Below are 22,180 nucleotides of genomic sequence, written 5' to 3'. Positions count from 1 at the left end.
CTCTGGCCCATTCTCCCCATGTCCGATACAGCAACGTCACCCCTGCGCTTGCGCGCCGCCATCAATCCGAAACCGCTGGGCGTTGCGCTTGTGCTCATCCTGCTCGGCGCGTGGTACCTGGCGCAAACGGTCGGCATCAAGCAGGCCGCGCTGTATGTGGTGGGTGCCTTGCTCGGCATCACCCTGTATCACGCGGCCTTCGGTTTTACGTCCGCCTGGCGCGTCTTCATCGCCGATGGCCGCGGCGACGGCTTGCGCGCGCAAATGCTGATGCTGGCCGTGGGCGTGGCGCTGTTCTTCCCCGCGCTGTCGGCCGGGACCCTGTTCGGCACGCCCGTCGCGGGCCTCGTTTCTCCCGCCGGCACCTCGGTGATCTTTGGCGCCTTCATCTTCGGCATCGGCATGCAGCTGGGCGGCGGTTGCGCGTCCGGCACCCTGTACACGGTGGGGGGCGGCAGCACGCGCATGCTCATCACCCTGGCCGCCTTCATCGTCGGCTCCGTGATCGGCACGGCGCACATGCCGTTCTGGACGGCGCTGCCGCAGCTCCAGCCGATTTCCCTCGTCACGACCCTGGGCCTGGCGCCCGCGCTGGCACTGAACTGGATCGTCTTCGCGCTGATCGCCGGCATCACGGTGCTGGTGGAAAAGCGCCGCCATGGCAAGCTCGTCGCCACGCCCCTGCGCCCGGCACAGGCATCACCCTGGCTGTATGGCCCCTGGCCGCTGGTGACGGGCGCCGTTGCGCTCGTCGTGCTGAACTTCGCCACCCTGGCGCTGTCGGGCAAGCCGTGGGGCGTGACGTCCGCGTTCGCCCTGTGGGGTGCCAAGGCCGCATCCGTGGTCGGCATCGACACGGCCAGCTGGGCTTACTGGTCGACCAAGGCGAATGCCGCCGCCCTGGCCGCTCCGTTGACGCAAGACAAGACTTCCGTGATGGATATCGGTATCGTGCTGGGCGCCATGCTGGCAGCCGCCCTGGCCGGCCGCTATGCGCCCGTATGGCGCATCCCGCGCCGCTCGCTGATCGCCGCCGTCGTCGGTGGCTTGCTGCTCGGCTACGGCGCGCGCCTGGCCTATGGCTGCAATATCGGCGCGTATTTCAGCGGCATCGTCTCGGGCAGCCTGCACGGCTGGCTGTGGCTGGTCTGCGCCTTTCTCGGCAACGTCATCGGCACGCGCTTGCGTCCGTGGTTCGGCCTGGAAGTGGAGAGAGTGAAACCGACCGGCTGCTGACGCCGGCGTAATCAGGGGCTTTGCTGTATATTTCTGCCCCTGTTCCCCTTTGTCGCCAGCGCATCGCCCATGTCCCCCCTCATCCTGTTTGCCGTCGTCCTCGCGTATTTCCTGATCCTGCTGGGCGTGGCATGGCGCACGTCGCGCCATGCCACCAACGACAGTTTTTTCATCGGCAACAAGGACAGCAACTGGATGCTGGTGGCCTTCGGCATGGTGGGCACGACGCTTACGGGCGTGACCTTCATCAGCGTGCCTGGCGCCGTGGGGAGCAACGGTTTCGGCTATATCCAGCTGATGATCGGCTATGTGCTGGGCTATCTGACCATCACCTTCATCTTGCTGCCGTTGTACTACCGGCTGCAGCTCACGTCGATTTACCGCTACCTGGAACTGCGCCTGGGGCGGCGTTCCTACCAGAGCGGGGCGGCGTTTTTCATCCTGTCGCGGCTGCTGGGCGCCACGGCGCGGCTGTATCTGGTGGTCAATATCCTGCAAGCGACCATTCTTGATAGCCTGGGCGTGCCATTCTGGCTGACGTCGTGCGTCGTGCTGCTGCTGATCCTGCTGTACACGTATGAAGGGGGCGTCAAGACCATCGTCTGGACCGATACCCTGCAAACGGCGTGCATGCTGGCGGGCCTCGTGATTTGCAGCGTGTTCCTGCTGCGCGAGATGGACCTGTCGCTCGTCGACAGCCTCGAGCGCATGCGCGCGCAAGGCCTCACGCGCATCTTCACCACCGACCCGGACAGTCCCGCCTATGTCTGGAAACACATTCTCGCCGGCATGTTCATCACCATCGCCATGACGGGCATGGACCAGGAGATGATGCAAAAGAACATTTCCGTACGGACCTTGCGCGATTCGCAAAAGAACATGCTCAGCCTGACCGTGGTGCTGACCGGCGTGCTGCTGCTGTTCCTCTTCCTCGGCGGCTTGCTGCACCTGTTTGCGCCGCTGGCGGGTGTCACCGCGACAGGGGATAAACTGTTTCCCGCCGTGGTACTCGGGCATTTCCCCGCCGTGGTGCAGCTGATTTTCTTCATCGCCCTCATTTCCGCCCTGTTTCCCAGCGTGGACGGGGCGTTGACGGCGCTGACGTCCACTTTCTGCATCGACATCCTCGGCGTGCAGCGCAGGCGGGATTTGAGCCCGGCGGCGCAGATGCGCTGGCGCCGCCGCGTGCACCTGGGGTTTGCCGCACTGTTTTTGATCCTGATCATGGCCTTCAAATGGCTCGATGATCCCAGCATGATAGTCGTGATTCTGAAGCTGGCCAGTTATACCTATGGTCCGCTGCTGGGCTTGTTCGCTTTCGGCCTGCTGAGCCGGCGTGGCGTGCGCGACCGCTGGGTGCCTTTGGTGGCCGTGGCCGGGCCGCTGCTGTGCGCGCTGATCGAAGGGGAACAGGCGCTGCTGTTCGAGCATTACCGCATCGGCCTGGAATTGCTGATACTGAATGGTTCCCTCGTGCTGGGCGGCCTGTTCCTCATTTCCACGCCGCCAGGGCAGGGCGCCCAAGGCGCGCAATACTTGTCAAAATAAGACGAATCCCAAGACGATCGCGGCCATTTTCAGCTATATTGATTTCCTTTAGGTACATAACCTCACGGAGCATCAATGTCACTCAACCCCTTCCCGCCGCTGCGCCGCGGCTTTGGCGCATTCTGGCGCGCGCTGGACGCCACCCGCCGCGCGGTCATCAACCTGATTTTCCTGCTGATCGTCATCGCCATCCTGATCGCCATCTTTGGCGGCGGCGCCAAGCCCCTGGCGGAAAAGACCACCCTGGTGCTGGACTTGCAAGGCCCGCTGGTCGAAGAAACCCCGGGCGGCGTGCGCGAGGCCGTGCTGGCCAATGTCAGCGGCGAAGTCAAGAAAAACGTGCAGCTGCGCGACGTGCTGGCGGTGCTCGACACGGCGGCCAAGGACAAGAACATCGGCTCCATGGTGATCCTGCTCGACGAGTTGCAGGGCGGCGGCCTCGCTTCGCTGCGCGAAGTGGCGGCCGGCGTGGAACGCTTCCGCGCCACGGGCAAGAAAGTCACGGCCTGGGGTTCGAGCTACAACCAGCGCCAGTACCTGGTGGCGGCCAAGGCCGACGAGGTATTCCTGCACCCGATGGGCGGCGTCATGCTGGAAGGCTTTGGCCGCTACCGCAATTATTACCGCGACGCGCTCGACAAAGTGGGCGTGACGGTGAACCTGCTGAAAGTGGGCACGTATAAAAGCGCGGCAGAGCCTTTCATCGCCAACGGCCCGTCCGAAGCGGCGGCCGAAGCGGACCGTTACCTGAACAACGGCCTGTGGACCACCTATACGACGGACGTGGAAAAGGCGCGCAAGCTGCCGGCCGGCGCCATCATGCAATCGATCGATGCGCTGCCAGCGCTGATGACGGCCGCCAGCGGCGACCTGGGCAAGCTGTCGCTGGACGCCAAGCTGGTCGACGGCCTGAAAACGCGCGATGAACTGCGCCAGTTCATGATGGCGCGCGGCGCCAAGAACACGGAAGGCACGAATTTCCGCCAGGTGAACTATGCCGATTACCTGGCGCGCCTGCGCCCCGTGCATATCGGCGACGCTGTCGGCGTGGTCATCGCCTCCGGTGAAATCGGCGACGGCATCGCGGCACCGGGTTCCATCGGCGGCCTGTCCACCTCGCGCTTGATCCGTCAGGCACGCGAAGACAAATCGATCAAGGCCGTCGTGCTGCGCGTCGATTCGCCGGGCGGCAGCGCCTTCGGCTCGGAATTGATCCGCCGCGAGCTGGAACTGACGCGCGCCGCCGGCAAGCCGGTGGTCGTCTCGATGGGCAACGTGGCCGCTTCGGGCGGCTACTGGATCAGCACCTCGTCCGATGAAGTGATCGCCGACGCGGCCACCATCACGGGTTCCATCGGCGTCTTCGCGATTCTGCCGACGGCCGACAAGGTGGTGGAAAAGCTGGGCATCCACACGGCCGGCTCGCCGACCACCTGGCTGGCCGACGCGGGCAACCCGTTGCGTCCGCTCGACCCCCGCTTTGCGCAAGTGATCCAGGGTTCGATCAACCACGTGTATGGCGACTTCCTGAACCTGGCCGCCAAGGCGCGCAAGACGACGCCGGAAAAGATCGATGAAGTGGCGCAGGGCCGCGTCTGGACGGGCTTGCAGGCCAAGGAGCGCAACCTGGTCGACCGCATCGGCAGCTATGGCGATGCGCTGGCCTCGGCGGCCAAGCGCGCCAACCTGGGCGCCGACTACCGCGTGACGTACCTGGAGCAGGAAACGTCGAACGTGGACCGCCTGATCGGCATGTTCGGCTCCAAGGCCATGGCCTCGCTGGGGCTGGGCGAGCACGTGAAACTGGGCCTGGCCACGACCGGCTTGCCGGCCGATGCGGCGCTGGGCATGGCGCAGGAGCTGAGCTGGCTGTCGGGCATCACGCGCGAGCACAAACCGTTCATGGCCCTCACGCACTGCCTGTGCGAAGTGCCACTCGGCAGCAAGTAACACCTGACCAAATCTACTGCGCTCGATGATTTGCGGCCTGCGATGCTCACTGTGCTCAAGCACAGCTCCGCTTCTCGGTCACAACTCATCTTCGCTCGCTACGATTTTGTCAGGCGTTACACGGCAATATAGATGACATACTCAAGCCGGCTTTGCCTGGCTTGTTTCACATCAGGAGCAAGGCATGGCAAGCGACATGAGCGGAGAAATTGACACGGCAGTCACCATCCGGCCGTGCGTGAAGGGTGATGAACAGGCGCTGGCGCTGGTGGGGCAGGCCACCTTCCTGGAAGCCTTCGCGGGCATCCTCGATGGCGCCGACGTCATCGCCCATTGCCAGCGCCAGCACGACGCGCAGCTGTACCGCGACTGGCTGGCGCTGCCGGCCATGCACTTGTGGCTGGCCGAGGCCACGCCTGGCGGGGCGCCCGTCGGCTACCTGGTGCTCAGCCCCGCCGGCTTGCCGGTGGCCGACCCGCGGCCGGACGACCTGGAAATCAAGCGCATCTACCTGCTGCACCGCTTCCAGGGCCAGCGCGTGGGCCAGCGCCTGATGCAGGCGGCGCTGAGCCAAGCGCGCGCCAGCGGGGCAGGGCGGGTGCTGCTGGGCGTGTACGCGGAAAACCACGATGCGCTGGCGTTCTATATGCGCTGCGGCTTTGCGCAGGTGGGCCGGCGCACCTTCCGCGTGGGTCGCACCGACTATCAGGATGTCATCCTCGGCATGACGTTGTAAGCGCAAACGTCCCCGCGCGGCGCCAGGTCAAGCCGGCTGGCGGGAGATTTGTAGCGAGTTTGTATCTGCATGCGAGTCGCCCGCGCACCGCTGGCGCCGGGGCGCGACGCCCCGCAAGCCTGATTTTTCCACCGTTCCCCCACAGGGGCGGCATGCCTGCCGGCCCGCCTGATCCTCCCATGCCTGCCAGGCTGTGTGTAATTGTTTCAAGTAGAAATGAAACAGTTACATGACTATGCTAGAGTCGTTTCACGCTAGGGAACGATGTTTTTTCAGCTGATTTTCAGCTCTTGATTCCCCCGGCTTTGTACCGAAACAACCCCGAAAAACGGTCGTCCGGCCTGAGTGTGTCCCACCTCGGCCGGCGCCACAGACTCGCCGTGCCAGCGGCCACTACAAGGATAAGCGATGGATTCGCAGACAACACCCAATACCCCGCGGCGCAGCCGCCGTTCGAAAATCGTCGGCACGGTCATCGCGCTGGCCGTGATGGCTGCGCTGGGGGGCGGTGCCTGGTACCTGACCCACTCCGGCACCAGCGCCCAGGGCGGCCCCGGCATGGGCGGTCCTGGCGGTGCCGGCGGGCCAGGCGGCCCGGGCGGGCGCCGCGGCGGCCCTTCGACCACCGTGGGCGTGGCCACGGCCGTCAAGTCCGACCTGCCCGTGGTGCTCGATGCGCTGGGCACCGTGACGGCCGCCTCCACCGTGACGGTGCGCCCGCAAGTGTCGGGCATCCTGAAGGAATTGAAATTCAAGGAAGGCGGCATGGTCAAGGCGGGCCAGGTGGTGGCGCAGATCGACCCGGCCCAGTTCGAGATGGCGCTGATGCAAGCCACGGGACAGCGCCAGCGCGATGAAGCGCAATTGGAAAACGCGCGCCTGACCCTGAAGCGCTATCAAACCCTGCTGGGCCAGGATTCCATCGCGCGCCAGGACGTCGACACGCAGGCCGCCCTGGTGAAACAGCTGGAAGGCACCGTCATGACGGACCGCGCGGCCGAAGGCACGGCGCGGCTGAACCTGGGCTACACCAAGGTGGTGTCGCCGATCAGCGGACGCGCGGGCCTGAAGGTGGTCGACATCGGCAACCTGGTGAGCACCGGCGATACGGGCGGCGTGGTGGTGGTGACGCAGCTCTCGCCCATCGACGTGGAATTCTCCGTGCCGCAGGATAAGGTGCAGACCATCCAGGAACGCCTGAATTCGGGTTCGGCCCTGGCGGCGCTGGCGCTGGACCGCACGCGCACGCATACCCTGGACAAGGGCAGCTTGAGCGCGCTGGACAACCAGGTCGACGTACAGACGGGCACCGTGCGCGCCAAGGCCCGCTACACGAATGACAAGATGGCCCTGTTCCCCAGCCAGTTCGTCAACGTGCGCCTGGAGCTGGGCAATATCACGGGCGCCGTGCTGGTACCCGTGACGGCCCTGCGTCACAGCAATAACGGCGACTTCGTCTACGTGCTGAAAGCGGATAAAACCGTCACCGTGCGCATGGTCACGCGCGGCCAGGCCACCACCGACATGGTGGAAATCCGCGCCGGCCTGGAAGCGGGAGAACAAGTCATCACGGAAGGCGCCGACCGCCTGAAGGAAGGCGCGAAAGTCACCCTGGCGGGCGACAAGCCTGCCATGGGCGGCGCAGGGGGCGCGGGAACCGCCAACGGCGAACGCCGCCACCGCCGCCAGCACGCTGACGGCGCGGCCAGCGCATCGGCCTTGGCATCCGCGCCGGCCAGTGCACCGGCTGCAACCCCCGCGAAGGGCGCAGCGCAATGAGTCCATCGACGCCATTCATCCAGCGCCCCGTCGCCACGGCGCTGCTGATGCTGGCCATCGTGCTGGCGGGGCTGGTCGGCTTCAAGTTCCTGCCGCTGGCCGCCTTGCCGCAGGTGGACTTCCCCACCATCCAGGTGCAGACCCTGTACCCGGGCGCCAGTCCCGAAGTCATGGGGCAGACCGTGACGGCGCCGCTGGAGCGCCAGTTCGGGCAGATGTCGGGCTTGCAGCGCATGAGTTCCACCAGCGCGGCCGGCGTCTCCATCATCACCCTGCAATTCACCCTGGGCCAGACGCTGGACGTGGCGGAGCAGGAAGTGCAGGCGGCCATCAACGCGGGCGGCTCGCTGCTGCCCACCGACTTGCCGGCGCCGCCCGTGTACGCCAAGATCAACCCGGCCGACGCGCCCGTGCTGACCCTGGCGATTACCTCCGACACGATGCCGCTGACGCAGGTGCAGAACATCGTCAACACGCGCCTGGCGCTGAAGATCAGCCAGGTCAATGGCGTGGGCCTCGTTTCACTGTCGGGCGGCCAGCGTCCGGCCGTGCGCATCCAGGGCGACACCAAATTGCTGGCCTCGTACGGCCTGGGCCTCGACAGCCTGCGCACGGCCATCGCGGCGGCCAACGTCAACAGCGCCAAGGGCAGTTTCGACGGCCCCACGCGCTCGTTTACCATCAACGCCAACGACCAGCTGGTCACGGCGGAAGACTACAAGCGCCTGATCATCACCTATAAAAATGGCGCACCCGTGCGCCTGTCCGACGTGGCGAATGTCGTCGACAGTGCGGAAAACACGCGCCTGGGCGCCTGGTCCGGCAAGCAGCCGGCCATCATCCTGAACGTGCAGCGCCAGCCCGGCGCCAACGTCATCAAGACGGTCGACGCCATCAAGGCCCTGCTGCCGGACTTGCAGGCCAGCCTGCCGGCGGCCATGAAGCTCGATGTGCTGAGCGACCGCACGACGGGCATCCGCGCTTCCGTCGAACACGTGGAAATGGAACTGCTGTTGTCCGTGCTGCTGGTGGTGCTGGTGATCTTCGCCTTCCTGCACAGCATGCGCGCCACGGTGATCGCCAGCCTGTCCGTGCCGATCTCGCTGATCGGCGCCTGCGGCGTCATGTATCTGCTCGGCTACAGCCTGAACAACCTGTCGCTGATGGCGCTGACCATCGCCACGGGCTTTGTCGTCGATGACGCCATCGTCATGATCGAAAACATCGCCCGCTACATCGAAGAGGGCGAAACGCCGATGGCCGCGGCCCTGAAGGGCGCGTCGCAGATTGGCTTTACCATCATCTCGCTGACGGTCTCGCTGATCGCCGTGCTGATTCCCCTGCTGTTCATGGGCGACGTGGTGGGCCGCTTGTTCCGCGAATTTGCCATGACGCTGGCCATCACGATCCTGATTTCCGTCGTGGTCTCGCTCACGCTGGTGCCGATGATGTCGGCGCGCTGGCTGAAAAGCCGCGCCGATGAAAAGGTCAGCGCCACGGGCCAGCGCATCCAGGCCTTCCTCGACCGCGTCATCGTGCAGTACGACCATGCGCTCGTGTGGGTGCTGAAACGCCAGGGCTTGACCCTGCTGGTGGCCCTGGCCACCTTGCTGCTGACCGTCGTCCTGTATATCACCATCCCGAAAGGCCTGTTCCCCACGCAGGACACGGGGCAGCTGAAGGCGCGCATCGAAACTTCGCAAGCCGTCTCGTACGAGCGCATGGCTGCCTTGCAGCAGGCTGCCGCCAGCGCGCTGCTGGAAGATCCCGCTGTCGATACCCTGAGTTCCCTGGTGGGCGTGGATGCGGCCAACAACACCATGCTGCATACGGGCAGCATGCTGATCAATCTGAAGCGTCCGCGCAGCGGCAACCAGGATGACATCATGGAGCGCCTGCGCAACCGCGTGGCCAAGGTGGCCGGCGTGACCCTGTATCTGCAGCCGACGCAGGATCTCACCATCGATGCGGAATCGGGCCCGACGCAGTACCGCGTGTCACTCGAAGGGGCCGACACGGCCACCGTCACCGAGTGGGCCGGCAAGCTGGCCGCGCGCATGCGCGAAAAATCGCAGCTGCGCAATGTCGTCACGGATGCGGGCGCCACGGGCGCCGCCGTCACCGTGGGGATTGACCGCGACAGCGCCGCGCGCATGTCCGTCACCACGGCTACCGTCGACGACGCGCTGTACAACGCCTTCGGCCAGCGCATCATCTCGACGATTTTCACGGAAACCAACCAGTACCGCGTGATCCTCGAAGCGCAGCCGGGCATCGTCACCACGCCGTCCGACCTGTCGGACCTGCAGGTGCGCACGGGTTCCGGCAAGTCGACGCCGCTGTCCGCGTTTGCCAGCGTCAGCGAAAAACAGGCGCCGCTGCAAATCACGCACGTGGCGCAATACCCGGCCACGACACTCGGCTTCGATACGACGCAGGGCGTGGCGCTGGGCAGTGCCGTCGACGCCATCCGCCAGGCCGCAAAGGATATCGCCTTGCCGCCATCGGTGACCCTGACCTTCCTCGGCGCGGCCGGCGCGTATGAAAACTCGCTGTCGAACCAGCTGTGGCTGATTCTGGCCGCCGTCGTCTGCGTGTACATCGTGCTGGGCGTGCTGTACGAAAGCTACATCCACCCGCTGACGATCCTGTCGACCTTGCCGTCGGCCGGCGTGGGCGCCTTGCTGGCGCTGATGCTCTCCGGGCAGGACCTGGGCGTGATCGGCATCATCGGCATCATCCTCCTGATCGGCATCGTCAAGAAGAACGCCATCATGATGATCGACTTCGCCATCGAGGCCGAGCGCGACGAGGGCAAGAGCCCGCAGGAAGCCATCCACCAGGCGGCGCTGCTGCGCTTCCGCCCCATCCTGATGACGACCCTGGCGGCGCTGTTCGCGGCTGTACCGCTGATGCTGGGCTGGGGCGAGGGCGCCGAGTTGCGCCGCCCGCTGGGCCTGGCCATCTTCGGTGGCCTGATCGTCAGCCAGGTGCTGACCCTGTTTACCACGCCCGTCATCTACCTGGGCTTCGACCGCCTGGGCCAGCGTTTCGCTTCAAAGACACGTGGCGTGAGCCTGGACAAGCCGGGCGATAACGCGGGGAGCGCCGCGTGAACCTGTCCGAACCGTTCGTCAAGCGCCCCATCGCCACCGTGCTGCTGACCATCGGCATCGCGCTGGCGGGTATCGGCGCCTTCTTCGTGCTTCCCGTCTCGCCGCTGCCGCAGGTCGATTATCCGACCATTTCCGTCAGCGCCAGCCTGCCCGGCGCCAGTCCCGCCACCATGGCCACGTCGGTGGCCACGCCGCTGGAACGGCGCCTGGGCGTGATCTCGGGCGTGAACGAGATGACGTCGTCGTCGGGCACGGGCTCGGCGCGCATCAACCTGCAGTTTGACTTGAACCGCAAGATCGATTCGGCCGCGCGCGAAGTGCAGGCCGCGATTGCCGCCTCGCGCGTGGACTTGCCGGCCACCTTGCGCAGCAACCCGACCTACCGCAAGGCCAATCCGTCCGACGCGCCCGTGATCATCCTGGCGCTGACGTCGAAAACGCGCACGCCGGGCCAGATCTACGATGCCGTGTCGAACCTGGTGCAGCAGAAGGTGGCGCAAGTCAAAGGCGTGGGCGACGTGGAACTGGGCGGCGGCTCGCTGCCGGCCGTGCGCGTGGAACTGCTGCCGTACCAGCTCAATCACTATGCCGTGTCGATGGAAGACGTGCGCGCGGCCATCCAGGCCAGCAACGCCAACCGCCCGAAAGGGGCGATTTCCGGCGACGAGCGCAGCCTGCAGATCTATTCGGGCGCGACGACGGCTTCGGGCGGGCGCAGCGCCGCCGATTACCGCAGCCTGGTGGTGGCCTGGCGCGACGGCGCCGCCATCCGCCTCGACGACGTGGCCGAAGTGGTCGACGGCGTGGAGAACAACAATACCCTGGGTCTGTTCAACGGCGACCCGGCCGTCATCGTGCTGATCACGCGCCAGCCGGGCGCCAACGTCATCGCCACGGTGGACGGCGTGCGCGCGCTGCTGCCGCAACTGCAGGCGCAACTGCCGGGCGACATCAAGCTGCAGGTGGCGTCCGACAGCACCAACTCCATCCGCTCCTCGCTGCACGAGATCGAGTTCACCCTGATCCTCTCCATCGTGCTGGTCGTGCTGGTGGTCAGCGCCTTTTTGCGCAGCGTGCGCGCCACCATCATCCCGGCCGTGGCCACCATCGTCTCCTTGCTGGGCACCTTCGGCGTGATGTACATGCTGGGCTTTTCCCTGAATAATCTGTCCCTGATGGCGCTCACGGTGGCCACGGGTTTTGTTGTCGACGATGCCATCGTGGTGCTGGAAAACACGCAGCGCCACATCGAGGCGGGCATGGACCGCTTCAAGGCGGCCCTGCTGGGCGCGCGCGAAGTGGGCTTTACGGTGCTGTCGATCAGCCTGTCGCTGGTAGCCGTCTTCATCCCGCTGCTGTTCATGGGCGGTCAGGTGGGGCGTTTGTTCCGCGAATTTGCCGTGACCCTGTCGGCCGCCGTGATGATTTCGCTGGTCATTTCGCTGACGACCACGCCGATGATGTGCGCCTGGCTGCTGAAAAGCGGCGAGCAGCACAAGCCACCCGGCCTTGTCGCGCGCTGGTTCGAACGCGGCTTCGAGCGCATGCTGAAAGTGTACGAGCATTGCCTGGACTGGGCCCTGTCCAGCGCCGCTCTCGTGATGACCATCCTCGTGTTCGTCGTCGGCTTGAACGTGTACCTGTTCGCGGCCGCGCCCAAGGGCTTCTTCCCGCAGCAGGATACGGGCCAGATCAACGGCGGCATGCGCGCCGACCAGAGCATCTCGTTCCAGGCCATGCAGGCTAAATTGCGCCAGCTGGTCGACATCATCAAGGACGATCCGGCCGTCGCCACCGTCGTGGGGTTTACGGGCGGCGGCAGGGCAGGGGGCGGCTTCATGTTCATCGACCTGAAACCCGCGTCGCAGCGCACGGACAAGGGCCAGGCCGTGATCGCGCGCCTGCGTCCGCAGCTGGCCAAGGTGACGGGCATCTCGCTGTTCCTCAACCCCGTGCAGGATTTGCGCATGGGCGGGCGTTCCAGCAATTCGACCTACCAGTACACCCTGATCAGCGACAACCAGGCGGACTTGAAGAAATGGGCGGCCAGGCTGGCCGACCAGATGAAGATGCAGCCGGCCCTGATCGACGTGGACACGGACCAGGCGGAAAACGGCGTGGAAACCTTTGTCAGCATCGACAAGGACCGCGCCACGCAGCTGGGCGTGCAAGTCAAGGATATCGACAATGCGCTGTACAACAGCTTCGGCCAGCGCCAGGTGGCGACCATCTACGATGAGCTCAACCAGTACCACGTGATCATGGAAGTGGCTCCCCGCTATGCGCAAAGCCCGGAAGCGCTGCGCTCCGTGTACGTGCCGGCGTCGAATGCGGCTGCCGTCGCCGCCACCGGCACGACGGCCGCCAGCGCCGCCACGGCCACCACCAGCGTTGCCGCGACGGCGTCCAACACGACGGCGGCGCGCGACCCGTCCAGCGGCTCGGCCCTGTCCACGACCCTGGCGCGCATGGTGCCCCTGTCGTCGTTCAGCAGCTTTGCCGAAAGCTCGACGGCGACGTCCATCAACCACCAGGGAGGGGAACTGGCCACCACCGTGTCGTTCAACCTGGCCGACGGCTATCCGCTCAGCGACGGGCAGGCTGCCGTGGCCCAGGCGGAGTCGGAAATCGGCATGCCCGTGAATGTGCGCGGCAGCTTCCAGGGCTCGGCGAAGAGCGCGCAGGACAGCAACAAGGAGCAGCCGCTGCTGATCCTGGCCGCCATCGTGGTGATCTATATCGTGCTGGGCATCCTGTACGAAAGCCTGATCCACCCGATCACCGTGCTGTCTACCTTGCCGTCGGCAGGGGTGGGCGCCGTGCTGGCATTGCTGATGTTCCGCATGGAGTTTTCCATCATCGCCCTGATCGGCGTGTTTTTGTTGATCGGTATCGTCAAGAAAAATGCTATATTGATCATCGACTTCGCGCTGGAGGCCGAGCGTTCGCGCGGACTGACAGCTGTGGAGGCGGTGCGCGAGGCATGTTTGCTGCGTTTCCGCCCCATTCTGATGACCACCCTGGCGGCGGCGCTTGGCGCCTTGCCGCTGGCGATCGGTTTCGGCGAGGGGTCAGAGCTACGCCAGCCCTTGGGGGTCGCCATCATCGGCGGCCTGATTGCCAGCCAGTTACTCACATTGCTGACCACCCCGGTGGTCTACATCCTGCTCGACAAGCTGCGCACGCGCAGCGCCGACGAGCAGCAATTGAGCCGCATTCCTGGGCCAGATAACCCGAGCACACAATCATGAAGCAAGTAAAACCTATTCCATCCGCCGTTCCCGCGCGCCACCTGCTGGCGCTGGCCGCTGCCGTTCTGCTGGCCGGCTGCGCCGTCAGTCCCGCGTATGAAACGCCGACGGCCGCCGCGCCGCAAACGTTCAAGGAGGCGGCCGGCTGGCAGCCGGCCGTGCCGGCCGACACGCTGGAACGGGGTCCGTGGTGGACCCTGTTCGGCGATGCGCAGCTGAACCAGCTGGCCGACAGCATTGAAGTATCGAACCAGAACGTGGCGGCCGCCATCGCCTCCTACGAGCAGGCGCGCGCGCTGGTGCGCGAACAGCGCGCCTCGCTATTCCCCACCGTGAACCTGACGGGCAGCGGCGCCCGCTCCGGCGGCGGGGGCGAGCAGCAGACGAACAACAACTTCAAGGCCGCCATCGGCGCCTCGTGGGAACCGGATATCTGGGGCCGCCTGCGCGCGGGCGTATCGGGGGCGGACGCCAGTGCCGCGGCCAGCGCGGCGGACCTGGCCGCCGCCCGCCTGTCGGCGCAGGGCGAGCTGGCCACCAATTATTTTTCGCTGCGCCAGAGCGATGCGCAGATCGCGCTGCTCAATTCCACGATCGACGGCTACAAGCGCGTGCTCGAGATTACCGGCAACCGCTTCAATTCCGGCATCGCCGCCAAGTCCGACCTGCTGCAGGCGCAGACGCAGCTGGCCAATGCGCAGATCGATCTGTCCAGCCAGACGCGCGCGCGCGCCCAGCTCGAACACGCGATCGCCATCCTGCTGGGCCGCGCGCCATCCGACTTCAGCCTGGCCGTGGCGCCGTGGACCCTGACCGTGCCGGACGTGCCGCTGGGCGTGCCATCGACCCTGCTGCAGCGCCGTCCCGACATCGCCGCCGCCGAGCGCAGGGTGGCCGTGGCCAACGAGCAGATCGGCATCGCCCGTTCCGCGTATTACCCGAGCCTGAACCTGACGGGTTCCTACGGTTCCGGCGCCAGCAAGGTGGGCGACCTGTTCAATGCATCGTCGAGCCTGTGGTCGCTGGGTGTGTCGGCCGCGCAAACCCTGTTCAACGCGGGCGCCACGACGGCCAGCGTGGACGCGGCCAAGGCGGGGCATGAAGCGGCCGTGGCGCGCTACCGCCAGACAGTGCTGTCCGCCTTTGGCGCCGTGGAAGACCAGTTGTCGGCCACGCGCGCGCTGGCCGAGCAGCTGGCCTTGCGCCAGCAGGCGTCATCGGCGGCCGACCAGGTCGAGCAGCAGATGCTGAACCGCTACAACGCGGGCCAGGTCGGCTATACGGAGGTGGTGACGGCGCAGGTGACGGCCCTGTCGGCGCGCCGTTCGCTGGTGCAGGCGCAGGCGGACCGCCAGACGACGGCCGTGGCCCTGATCCAGTCGCTGGGCGGCGGCTGGCATGTGCCGCAGGCGCAGTAGAGGGCGGGAGTAAAGGGCAGGCTGGCGCAGGGCAAATCCCTGCGCCAAATTTGCGTTTTGCCGCGCATCTTGAGTGCTAGAATGCAAGATTATCAATTGCTGGCCATGGCAAGGTTTGCCGAGGCTGGTTTCTAGCAGACGATGATAACCCGCAAACGCAGCAAAACCAGTCTGGTCAGCCTGCCCACTGTTCCTGAAGCGCCCACCATCGGTTTTCCCGTGGTGGCCATTGGCGCTTCCGCTGGCGGACTCGACCCTATTGTCGCTTTCCTGACCCATGTGCCGCTGGAAAGCGGCATCGCCTATGTGGTGATCCAGCACCTTGATCCCACGCAAAAAGCCCTGTTGCCGGAACTGCTGCAGCGGGCCACCAGCATACCCGTCACGGAAATCACGCACCAGGCGTCATTGCGGCCCAACCATATCTATGTGATTCCGTCGAATGCCGACCTGGGCCTGTCGAAGGGCCGTTTCCTGCTCAGCGAACCGCTGCAGCTGCGCGGACACCGCTTGCCCATCAATGCCTTCTTTGAGAGTCTGGCGGTCGAGCTGGGCGAACTGGCCGTGGGCGTGATCCTGTCGGGCATGGGCAGCGACGGCACGCGCGGCTTGCAGGCCATCAAGCAGGCCGGTGGCCTGACCCTGGCCCAGCATCCCGATACGGCCAAGTTCGACATGATGCCGCAGAGCGCCATTGCCGCCGACGCCGTGGACCTCGTCGATTTTCCCGACAAGATGCCGGAAAAGATCATCAGTTACCTGTTTCGCAGCAGTTTCCTGGAGTTGCCGGGCAAGGAGCCGAGCGGACGCAATTCTTTGCAGGAAATTGTCGCCTTGCTGGCCGAACATACGGGCAACAGCTTCTCGGACTACAAGGTCAATACGGTCCTGCGCCGCATCGAGCGCCGCATGAGCTTGTACCAGATGACATCGATGGAAGAGTACATTCCCTATCTGCGCAACAATCGCGTGGAAATCGACTTGCTGTTCAAGGAATTGCTGATCGGCGTGACGAATTTTTTCCGCGATCCGAAAGTGTGGGAATACCTGAAAATGGTGGTCTTGCCGCAAATGCTCGCGGCCCACCCGGAAGGGCGCGCCTTCAAGGCCTGGATTCCTGCCTGTTCCACGGGAGAGGAAGCGTATTCGCTGGCCATGGTCTTCCATGAAGTGGTAGCCGGCAGCAACCCGCCATCGAAGTACAGCCTGCAGATTTTTGCCACCGACCTGTCGGCCGACGCCATCGACCGCGCGCGCCAGGGCCGGTTTCCGCCAACGATCAGCAGCGATGTGTCGGCCGAGCGCCTGGAACGGTTTTTCTTGCAGGACAAGACCGATTACCTGGTCAGGAAAGAGATCCGCAACATGATCATCTTTGCCCAGCAAAACATCATTTCCGATCCGCCGTTTACCAAGCTCGATATCCTGTGCTGCCGCAACCTGTTGATCTACCTCAATGCCAAGTTGCAGCAGCGTTTGATTCCCCTGTTCCATTACGCCTTGAACCGCGACGGCGTTTTGCTGTTGGGCAGCGCCGACACGCCCGGACATTTTTCCGAGCTGTTCGCGCCGCTGACGACGTCGACCCGGCTGTACCGCCGGCTCGACAACCTGGCGCGCCAGCGCTTGCTGACGTACTTCCCCACGAAGGTATCGTCGGCCACTCCTCCTACCCCCAGCGACACGAGAGAAGTCAGCATGACTGGAAAAATCCAATCCCATGTCGAGCAATTATTGCTCCAGAAATATTCGCCTGCGGCCGTGCTGCTGAACCAGGATGGGGACATCCTGTATATCAACGGGCGCACGGGCGCCTTCCTGGAGCCGGCGGCAGGCAAGGCCAACTGGAATATCCACGCCATGGCGCGCGATGGCCTGCGTTACGAGCTGGCGGGTCTGATCAAGCAGGCGCTGCAAAGCGACAGCCTGGTACGCCTGAAAGGCTTGCTGCTCAAGGATCACGCAGGGCAGGCGCAGGCCGTGGATTTGACGGCGGAAGCCTTGCGCCAGCCCGAAGCGCTGCGCGGCATGCTCTTCGTGACGTTTGCCAGCATGCCGCTGGCCGCCACCCCGCGCCGGGGCCGCTCGCTGAATCCCAAGGTGCTGGAACTGGAACAGCAGCTGATCCAGGCACGCAATGAAATCCAGGCCGTGCGCGATGAAATGCAGACCTCGCGCGAAGAATTGAAATCGGCCAACGAGGAATTGCAATCGACCAATGAAGAGCTGCAATCGGCGAACGAAGAGCTGACTACCTCGAAGGAAGAAATGCAGTCGCTGAACGAAGAACTGTACACGGTCAATGCGGAGCTGCAATCGAAGGTCGACGATTTGTCGCTGGTCAACAGCGACATGAAAAATCTGCTTAATAGTACCGATATCGCCACCATTTTCCTCGACAGTGAGCTGCGCATCCGCCGCTTCACGGCGCCGGCCACGCAAATCTACAAGCTGATCCAGACGGACCTGCGCCGTCCGCTCAGCGACATCGTCAACGACCTCGCCTACCCGAACCTGGAAGTGGACGCGCTGGAGGTCATCCGCAGTCTGGTGTTTTGCGAGCGGCAGGTGCAGACCAAGAACGGGCGCTGGTACAACGTGCGCATCATGCCGTACCGCACGGTGGAAAATGTCATTGATGGTGTGGTCGTGACCTTTATTAACATTACCGAGTCAAAGGTACTGGAGGCCCAGCTGCGCCAGATCCAGGCCGGCGCCGTGGCAGACGGGAAAGCAGGAGAGAGCGCGTCATGAGCGAACCATTCGACGAGGAGGGCGGGCCGGCCAGATTGCGAGAGCAGGCCGGGCAATTGGCGGCGCAGCAGCGCCAGCCCGTAGCGCCGCCGCAGTCGAATGAAGACGTGATGCGCCAGCTGCATGAGCTGCAGGTCAGCCAGATCGAGCTGGAAATGCAGAGCGCGGCCCTGGCCGAACTGGAGCAGCTGAAGAATGAATTTGAAAGCAGCCGCGACCGTTATGCGCAGCTGTATGAGCAGGCGCCCGTCAGCTATTTCTCGCTGGCGCGCGGGGGTGTCATCACACGCGTCAACGTAGCGGCCTGCGGCTTGCTGCAGCGCGACAAGAACCGGCTGTTGGGACGGCGTTTCGAGCAATTCGTTGCGCCGCAGGCGCAAGGGGACTTCCGCCGCTTCCTCGATGCGGTCTTTACCAACGGTGCGCGCCAGGTGCTTGAAGCGCAATTGTTCGAAGGCGAAGCGGGTGGCATGAGCGGCATGGTGCGCATCGAAGCCAATTACGATGCGGACAGCGCCACGGCGCGCATGGTGGTGACGGACCTGGGCGACGAGCACGCGCGCGAATCGGCCTTGCGGCGCGCTTTTGTGATACTCGACAGTATCCGCGAAGGCGTGCTGGTGACGGACAGTGCCAACCGCATCATTTCCGTTAATCCCGCTTTCACTACCATTACCGGCTACCAGGCGGAGGAAGCCATCGGCCGCGATCCGTCCTTCCTCGGCGGCGGCACGCATTTGCCGCATTTCTATGAAGCCATGTGGCGCAGCCTGCACCAGGATGGCAGCTGGTATGGCGAACTGGTGAACCGCCGCAAGAATGGCGAGCGCTTCGTCGAGTCGCTGTCGATCACGCCCATGCGCAGCCCGGATGGCGCGATCAGCCATTTCGTCGGCGTGTTTTCTGACATCACCGAGCGCAAGCTGGCCGAAGCGGACTTGCGCGAGCTGCACCGCGAGCTGGACCAGCGGGTGGTCGACCGCACGGCCGAATTGCTGCGGGCCAACCAGCATCTGCAGCTGGAAGTACACCAGCGCGAGCGGGCGCAGGAAGCCTTGCGCGATGCGGAGCGCTTCTTTCACGCCACCATCGATTCATTGACGGACCGCGTGCTGGTGCTGGACCGGGCGGGCCGCGTCGCGCATGCCAACCAGGCGTGCCTGGATTTTGTCGGGCAGATGCAAAAACCGCAGAATTACCTGGAGTTTTGCGAGCTGGACCCGCGCTGGCAGCGCAGCGCCGGGCGCGAGCTGGCCGCCGGCATTCGCGCCGTCATTGCCGGCAATGCGGACACGTTTGCGCTCGAGTATGAGTTTGCCACGCGCGCCGGTCCCCGCTGGTCGCAGGCCAGGATCAGCCGCTTTCTCGGCGAAGGGCCGCTGCGCGTGGTGGTGGCGCATACGGATATCACCGAACGCAAGCTGATGGATGGTGCCCTGCGCCAGTCGCATGCGCAGCTGCGCCAGCTGGCGCTGCACCTGGAAACGGCCAAGGAGGACGAGCGCAAGCGCATTTCGCGCGATATCCACGATGAACTGGGACAAAACCTGCTGGCGCTGCGCATCGATATTTCCATGCTCAGCGCGCGCACGGAAGGTTCCCATCCGCGCCTGCACCGCCGCGTCGGCGCCGTGCTCAGCAACGTCGACACCACCATCAAGAGCGTGCGCGGCATCATGAACGAGCTGCGCCCGATGGCGCTGGACCTTGGCTTGCAAGCGGCCATCGAGTGGCAGGTGGGCGACTTCCGCAAGCGCAGCGGCGTCGCTTGCCAGCTGCTGATACGCGACGAGGCATTGTTTTCCGCCATCGGCAGCCAGGTCGAGATCGTGCTGTTCCGCATCGTGCAGGAAGCGCTCAGCAACGTCATGCGCCATGCCCAGGCCAGCCAGGTGGAGATCGAACTCAGCTCGGATGCCTGCGCCGTGTATGTGGCCATCAGCGACAACGGCATCGGCATCACGCCGCAGCAGCAGCGCAAGAAACAGTGCTTTGGCCTGATCGGCATCGCCGAGCGGGTGACGGCGCTGGGCGGGCAATTCGAGGTCGGCATGCCGGCATCGGGCGCCGGTTGCCGCCTGGCCCTGCAGATTCCCTTGCAGGGGACGGGGCGGCCGGCCGCCTGATACAGAAATTGCAATGGGTTAATTTTTGCCGACTCATGCCGCCTGGACAGGCTATACTTTCGCCTGCTATTTATGGAGGGGCATATCTTGTTCAAAACAATCGTTTTACCAGTCGCCTTGTTGGGCGCGTTCGCCGGCGCACACGCCGACGAAGGGCAGTGGCAACCACACCAATTGCCACAGCTGAAAGCCGAACTGAAACGGGTCGGCATCGAAATTCCTGCAGAAAAACTGGCTGACCTGAGCAAGCACCCGATGAGCGCCATTGTGTCGCTGGGCGGCTGCTCGGCCGCTTTCGTTTCCGACGCCGGCCTGGTGGTGACGAACCACCATTGCGCGTATGGCGCCGTGCAGCGCAATTCCACGCCGGAACACAATTACATCACCAACGGCTTCCTGGCCAAGACGCGCGCCGCAGAGCTGCCGGGCGGTCCGAACAGCCTCGTGTATGTGACGGACAAGGTGGAGAACGTCAGCGACCGCGTCTTGAAAGGCTTGACGGCCGACATGAGCGGCCGCGCGCGCCACGAAGCCGTGGAAAAGCGTATCAAGGACCTGATCGCCGAATGCGAAACGGACAAGATGTACCGCTGCTCAGTGCCTGCCTTCCACCGCGGCCTCGAGTACTACCGCATCCGCCAGATGATGATACGCGACGTGCGCCTCGTGTACGCGCCATCGGACAAGATCGGCAACTTCGGCGGCGATATCGACAACTACGAATGGCCGCGCCACACGGGCGATTATTCGTTCCTGCGCGCCTACGTGGGCAAGGATGGCCGTCCGGCCGACCCGTCGCCCGACAACGTGCCGTACAAATCGAAGGATTTCCTGGTGGTCTCGGCCGAAGGCTTGAAAGCCGGTGACGGCATCTTGCTGGCGGGCTACCCCGGCCGCACCAGCCGCTACAAGCTGCCGGCGGAAATCCGCTTCGCGCGCGATACGGCCTTCCCTTTGAAAGTGTCGGAACTGCAAGCGGACCTGGCCGTGATGGCTGACGCCACGAATGGCGACGCGGCCGCTGCCGTGCGCTATGCGAGCGTGGTGAAAAGCATCAACAACGTGCTGAAGAAAACCCAGGGCTTGCTCGATGGTTTCGCGCGCAAGGACATCGCCGCCATCAAGGACGTGCAGGATGCCGAGTTCCGCGCCTGGTATGCGAAGCAGCCGAACGTGTCGCCGACCCTGCTGGCCGAACTGGACGCGGCGATCGCCAGCGACATGGCCTTGAGCGAAGAAGAGTTCGCCTGGAGCGTGGCCACCAACAGCGACTTGCTGAAAAGCGCGCGCACCCTCTACCGTTTGTCGCTGGAGCGCCAGAAGGCGGACGCCGAGCGCGAATCGGGCTTCCAGCAGCGCGACCTGGCTTTCATCAAGGCCCGTCTGGCCCGTCTGGAACAGTCGTATGTCAACAAGGTCGACCAGGCGCGTTTTGAAGCCGGTCTGAAGCGCTACGCGCAACTGGCGGCGAAGAGCCATCCGCAAGGCCTGGACGCGCTGCTGCCGGCGCCAGCTGCCGTGGCGGCCCTGTACCAGCAGACGCAACTGGCTGACACGGCCAAGCGCCTGGCCTGGCTGGAAAAGGACCAGGCCGCTGTTGCCCAGTCCGACGACGCCTTCATGGCGCTGGCCATCAAGTTGCAGCCCGTCGAGGCGGCGCTGGAAGAGCGCCGCAAGGAAATCGACGGCAACCTGGAACGCGTGATTCCGCAATACATGCAAGCCGTGATTGCCTGGAAAAAGTCGCAAGGCAAACCGGTCTATCCTGACGCCAACTCGACCCTGCGCGTCACGTATGGCACGGTATCGCCGTACTCGCCGCGCGATGGCATCACCAAGGGACCGTTCACGACCGTGGAAGGCATCGTCGAGAAAGTCACGGGCAAGGCCCCGTTCGAAGCGCCGCAAGGCTTGATTGACGCCGTCAAGCAAAAACGCTACGGCCAGTTCCGCGACCCGGCACTGGGTACGGTTCCCGTCAACTTCCTCACCAGCGCCGACACCACGGGCGGCAATTCCGGCTCGGCCGTGATGAACAAGCGTGGCGAATTGATCGGCCTGAACTTCGATTCGACGTATGAATCGATCACCAAGGACTGGTACTTCGACACGGCCATCACGCGCGCCATCCACCTCGACATCCGCTACATGCTGTGGGTGATGAAGGAAGTGGACCATGCGGATAACTTGCTGCAGGAAATGACCATCAAGTATCCGAAGGCTGCCAAGAAGTAATTTTTCCCAGCTGGGATAAAAGCCGCATCCG

At 64.5% G+C, this 22,180-nt stretch carries 11 protein-coding genes; all 11 read left to right on the top strand.

All coding sequences use genetic code 11. From position 1 onward, the window contains the following. The first annotated feature begins 18 nt into the window (after positions 1-18). The 11 genes from O3297_RS12775 (at position 19) to O3297_RS12725 (ending at position 22,149) form a co-directional block, all read left to right on the top strand. Positions 19-1,236: a YeeE/YedE family protein gene (locus O3297_RS12775; RefSeq protein WP_305048872.1), complete on the top strand. Its 1,218-nt coding sequence runs from the start codon at positions 19-21 to the stop codon at positions 1,234-1,236. A gap of 69 nt (positions 1,237-1,305) precedes the next feature. After that, positions 1,306-2,784: a sodium:solute symporter gene (locus tag O3297_RS12770; RefSeq protein ID WP_305048871.1), complete on the top strand. Its 1,479-nt coding sequence runs from the start codon at positions 1,306-1,308 to the stop codon at positions 2,782-2,784. Between the two features lie 75 nt (positions 2,785-2,859). Beyond that, positions 2,860-4,734, top strand: coding sequence for a signal peptide peptidase SppA (gene sppA, locus O3297_RS12765; RefSeq protein ID WP_305048870.1), 1,875 nt, complete (start codon positions 2,860-2,862; stop codon positions 4,732-4,734). A 196-nt stretch (positions 4,735-4,930) separates the two neighbouring features. Continuing rightward, positions 4,931-5,470 carry a GNAT family N-acetyltransferase gene (locus O3297_RS12760; RefSeq protein WP_305048869.1) on the top strand — a complete coding sequence of 180 codons (540 nt, stop codon included), beginning with the start codon at positions 4,931-4,933 and terminating at the stop codon, positions 5,468-5,470. A gap of 408 nt (positions 5,471-5,878) precedes the next feature. Beyond that, positions 5,879-7,249 carry an efflux RND transporter periplasmic adaptor subunit gene (locus O3297_RS12755; protein WP_305048868.1) on the top strand — a complete coding sequence of 457 codons (1,371 nt, stop codon included), beginning with the start codon at positions 5,879-5,881 and terminating at the stop codon, positions 7,247-7,249. Then, positions 7,246-10,365: an efflux RND transporter permease subunit gene (locus tag O3297_RS12750; protein ID WP_305048867.1), complete on the top strand. Its 3,120-nt coding sequence runs from the start codon at positions 7,246-7,248 to the stop codon at positions 10,363-10,365. The genes O3297_RS12755 and O3297_RS12750 overlap by 4 nt, the downstream gene beginning before the upstream one ends. After that, on the top strand, positions 10,362-13,616 hold the full coding sequence (locus O3297_RS12745; RefSeq protein WP_305048866.1) for an efflux RND transporter permease subunit: 3,255 nt from the start codon (positions 10,362-10,364) through the stop codon (positions 13,614-13,616). Before O3297_RS12750 ends, O3297_RS12745 begins: the two co-directional genes overlap by 4 nt. Continuing rightward, positions 13,613-15,034: an efflux transporter outer membrane subunit gene (locus O3297_RS12740; protein WP_305048865.1), complete on the top strand. Its 1,422-nt coding sequence runs from the start codon at positions 13,613-13,615 to the stop codon at positions 15,032-15,034. The genes O3297_RS12745 and O3297_RS12740 overlap by 4 nt, the downstream gene beginning before the upstream one ends. A 141-nt stretch (positions 15,035-15,175) precedes the next feature. Next, entirely contained in the window at positions 15,176-17,788 is a 2,613-nt protein-coding gene (locus tag O3297_RS12735; protein WP_305048864.1) for a chemotaxis protein CheB, read from the top strand. Further along, positions 17,785-19,914 (top strand): PAS domain S-box protein, encoded by a 2,130-nt coding sequence (locus O3297_RS12730; protein ID WP_305048863.1) that lies wholly within the window; start codon positions 17,785-17,787, stop codon positions 19,912-19,914. Before O3297_RS12735 ends, O3297_RS12730 begins: the two co-directional genes overlap by 4 nt. Positions 19,915-20,001: 87 nt before the next feature. Then, complete coding sequence (locus O3297_RS12725; protein ID WP_370385405.1) at positions 20,002-22,149, top strand: S46 family peptidase; 2,148 nt, start codon at positions 20,002-20,004, stop codon at positions 22,147-22,149. The last annotated feature ends 31 nt before the right edge of the window (positions 22,150-22,180 follow it).

This window comes from Janthinobacterium sp. SUN128 (assembly GCF_030587275.1).
GTDB classification, from domain to species: Bacteria; Pseudomonadota; Gammaproteobacteria; order Burkholderiales; family Burkholderiaceae_D; genus Janthinobacterium; species Janthinobacterium lividum.
The sequence above is the reverse complement of the archived record's forward strand: the minus strand, read 5'-3'. Positions and strand labels throughout refer to the sequence as shown.